At 66.0% G+C, this 3,860-nt stretch carries 3 protein-coding genes and 1 pseudogene; 2 read left to right on the forward strand and 2 right to left on the reverse strand.

The annotated features are described in order from the left end of the window. The coding region (locus JCM19049_RS09335) for an ArsR/SmtB family transcription factor (RefSeq protein ID WP_374700278.1) at window positions 1–236 on the reverse strand (236 nt) is incomplete at its 3' end. After that, window positions 224–1,462: an acetoin utilization protein AcuC gene (locus tag JCM19049_RS09340; protein WP_279402855.1), complete on the reverse strand. Its 1,239-nt coding sequence runs from the start codon at window positions 1,460–1,462 to the stop codon at window positions 224–226. The genes JCM19049_RS09340 and JCM19049_RS09335, both read right to left, overlap by 13 nt. 253 nt (window positions 1,463–1,715) lie before the next feature. Here JCM19049_RS09340 and JCM19049_RS09345 point away from each other — a divergent pair. Both JCM19049_RS09345 and JCM19049_RS09350 read left to right on the forward strand, forming a co-directional pair. Beyond that, window positions 1,716–3,146 (forward strand): annotated as a pseudogene (locus tag JCM19049_RS09345) (TrkH family potassium uptake protein). Beyond that, window positions 3,139–3,810 (forward strand): TrkA family potassium uptake protein, encoded by a 672-nt coding sequence (locus JCM19049_RS09350; RefSeq protein WP_054821453.1) that lies wholly within the window; start codon window positions 3,139–3,141, stop codon window positions 3,808–3,810. Before JCM19049_RS09345 ends, JCM19049_RS09350 begins: the two are co-directional and overlap by 8 nt. Window positions 3,811–3,860: the final 50 nt, after the last annotated feature.

A 3,860-nucleotide genomic window follows, 5' to 3' on the forward strand; every position in this document is an offset into this window, starting at 1 on the left:
TGGGCGGCGGGCTCCTCCGCCGGCTGCGGCTCGGGCAGGAAGTCCGCGCACCACTGGCCCAGGGTCTCAATGGCGGCCAGGTCCAGGGCATAGATGCGGCGCTGACCCTGGGCGGTCATGCTCACCAGCGACGCCTCGCGCAGCACCTTCAGGTGCTTGGACACGGTGGGCTGGGAGATCTGCAGGCGCTCGACCAGCATCCCCACGGCCAGGGCCTCGTCCTTCAGTTCCTCCATGATGCGCCGCCGGGTCGGTTCGGCCAGCGCTGCGAACAGTTCATCAATAGCCACAGACATAACCCTAGCGGCATATAGGGCGTTTTGCCGGTAGCCGGTGCCGGGGCGGGGCTAGTCGAACCAGGGTCCAGTCCGTAGAGCGGGAAGACTTCCTTGCGGGTGGCGATGATGGAACGGTCCACCGGGTCGGCCGGGTCGTAGCCGATCTCCCAGTTGCGCCACCACAGTTCCGCGTCGTCCCCCATCAGGTACGGCATCGCCTTGCCGTAGGTTTCCAGCACGTAGCGCCGGAAGGTCTCGGGCACATAGGTGCGCAGCGGCACCGGCTTGTCCGCGGCAATCGCGATCAGGTGGCTCCAGGTCCGCGGCACCACGGCGGTGACGTTGTACCCGCCCCCACCGGTGGCGATCCACCGGCCCTCGCAGACCTCATCCGCCAGCTGGGAGATATCCAGCGCCACCTGGCGTTGGGCATCAACGGAGAGCTTCAGGTTGGTCAGGTCATCGTCCCGGTGCGAGTCGCAGCCGTGCTGGGAGACGATCACCTCGGGTTCAAAGGCCTTCACCAGCTGCGGCACCACCGCATGGTAGGCCCGCATCCAGCCGGCGTCCCCGGTCATCGCCGGCAGCGCCAGGTTCACCGCACTGCCACGCGCCCGCTCCCCGCCGATCTCGTTGGCGAACCCAGTGCCGGGAAACAGGCTCATCCCGGATTCGTGGATGGAGATGGTCAGCACCCGCTCCTCATCCCAGAACAGGGATTCGGTGCCGTCCCCGTGGTGCGCGTCCACGTCGATGTAGCACACCCGCTGCACCCCCTGATCCAGCAGGTACTGGATGGCGGCGGCCGCATCGTTGTAGATGCAAAACCCACTGGCCTTCTCCCGCGCCGCATGGTGCATCCCGCCGGCGAAGTTCACCGCCCGCACCGCCTTTTGCTGCACGATGGCCTCGGCGGCAACCAGGGAGCCGCCAAAGAGCCGGGCGCTGGCCTCGTGCATGCCGGCGAACGCCGGATCATCCTCCGTGCCCAGCCCGTAGTCCGGGGCCTGGATGGTGGGGTCCTGGCTGACCCTGCGCACCTGGTCCAGGTAGTCCTGCGAATGCACGGTGAGCAGTTCGCTGTCCGCGGCAACGGTGGGCGGTGCCACCTCCAGGTTCGCCCCGCGCATCACCCCCAGCTCCTGGCTCAGGCGCATGGTCAGCTCCAGGCGGGAGGGATGCATGGGGTGGTAGTCGCTGAACTTGTACTGCAGGTACTTTTCATCCCAGACCACCAGTGTCGGGCGCGGAGCACGTTGAGGTTGTAGCACGTCTTCTACGCTACCGGATTGTGACCGAACTCAATGCGTCGGCTCACATTTGTGCCCCAGTGCCACCTTGGCGCCGCGTGCGCCTGCGCGCAGGCGGTGCGGGGCGTAGATTACTCTGAAGAGTCAGTACTTCTATCCCCACTTCTTTCCCGCAGGAGAGGCATCGATGAGCGACCCCATGCAGCAGCGCCCCAGCGGGCCCGCTGACAGCTTGTGGTTACGCAAACGCAAGCAGCTGTTGCGCGTCAAGGCGGCACTGTCCGACTTCACCGCCCGCTCCCCCGCCCGGCTGGCCCTAGGCGCGTTCCTGCTGGTGATCACCCTGTTCACCGCGCTGCTCTCCGCGCCCTTCGCCTCGGCCAGCGGCGAACCCACCGCGCTGCACGACGCGCTGTTCACGGCCGTCTCCGCGGTGTGCGTGACCGGTCTGACCACGGTGAGCACCGCGGTGCACTGGTCGTTCTTTGGCCAGCTGATTCTTCTGGTGGCGATGTTCATTGGCGGGTTGGGGATCCTCACGATCGCTCCCTGCTCTCCCTGGCGGTGTCCAAGCGCCTGGCGTGCGCGGGAAGCTGGTGGCGCAAAGTTCGATGAACACGGCCGCGACCTCCACCCTGGGTGAGGTTGGTTCGCTGCTGCGCGTGGTGATCCTGACCGCGATCACTCTGCAGGGCCTGCTCTCGCTGCTGCTGATTCCACGCTTCTACGTGCTGGGTGAAAGCCCGCTCTCGGCGATCTGGCACGGGGTGTTCTACGCCGTCTCGGCGTTTAACAATGTGGGCTTCACCCCGCACTCCAATGGGCTGGTGCCCTATGAGATGGACCTGTGGATCCTGATCCCGCTGATGCTCGGGGTGTTCGTCGGTTCGCTGGGCTTCCCGGTGATCATGGTGTTGGCCGCGCACCGGTTGAACCACCGGCGCTGGACGCTGCATGCGAAGCTGACGCTGCTGACCACCACGATCCTGTTGCTGAGCGGCACCGTGCTGTGGCTGCTCTTTGAATGGAACAATCAGCGCACCATCGGCGGGGAGGATGTCGGGGAGAAGATCGTCAATGCGCTCTTCGCCTCGGTGATGATGCGTTCGGGCGGGATGAACCTGGTGGAGCCCTCCGACATGCAGCCGGTGACGGTGCTGCTGACCGATGCGCTGATGTTCGCCGGCGGAGGCTCGGCCTCCACCGCCGGCGGCATCAAGGTCACCACCATTGCGGTGATGTTCCTGGCGATCTTCGCGAGGTGCGCGGCGACAAGGAGGTGCGCGCCTTTGGCCGCCGCCTGCCCGAGAGCACCATGCGCGTGGCGATATCGGTGGTCGTGCTCGGTGCCACGCTGGTGGCGGTGGCGGTGGGGGCGCTGCTGGTCATTGATGACACGCTCTCCTTCCAGCGGGCGCTGTTCGAATCAATCTCCGCTTTTGGCACCGTGGGGCTGAGCATGAATGTTTCGGCCGAACTGCCCCCGGAGGGCAAGTACGTGCTCTCGGCGCTGATGTTCGCCGGGCGCATCGGTAGCATTACCTTGGCAAGCGCGCTGACCATGCGCCAGCGCGATACCCTGTACCAGTTCCCGGAAGAGAGGCCGATCATTGGCTGATAGATCTATTTCGCACAATGCTCCGGTCCTGGTGATCGGGCTGGGCCGTTTCGGCATCGCGGTGGCCGAGCAGCTGGTCAAGCAGGGCCGTGAGGTCCTGGCCATTGAACGTGACCCCGAACTGGTGCAGAAGTGGGCCAGTTCGCTGACCCACGTGGTGGCCGCGGACGCCACGAACATCGACGCGCTGCGCCAGTTGGGCGCCCAGGAATTCTCCTCCGCCGTGGTCGGGGTGGGCACCTCCATCGAGTCCTCTGTGCTGATCACCGTGAACCTGGTGGATCTGGGGATCGAGCACCTGTGGGTCAAGGCGATCACCCCGGCCCACGGCAAGATCCTCACCCGGATCGGGGCGAACCACGTGATCTACCCGGAAGCGGACGCCGGGGTGCGCGCCGCCCACCTGGTGGGCGGGCGGATGCTGGACTTCATCGAATTCGATGACGGGTTCGCGATCGTGAAGATGTACCCGCCGAAGGAAACCCAGGGCTTCACCCTGGCCGAATCCAATGTGCGTTCCAAGTACGGGGTGACGATTGTGGGGGTGAAGTCCCCCGGCGAGGACTTCACCTACGCCGTGCCCGATACGGTGGTCACCCGCCGTGACGTGCTGATCGTCTCCGGCCACGTGGATCTGCTCGAGCGCTTCGCCTCCCGCCCCTAGCCGGGCCCGGACGCCCAAAGACCACGGCCGGCGGCCTGGACTCGGGTTCG

The sequence above is a fragment of the Arthrobacter sp. JCM 19049 genome (assembly GCF_001310435.1).

What these genes read in the sequence shown, in the direction of transcription:
- JCM19049_RS09340 (WP_279402855.1), bottom strand. Translation starts at nt 1,462, where the DNA reads ATGCATCCCTCCCGCCTGGAGCTGACCATGCGCCTGAGCCAGGAGCTG.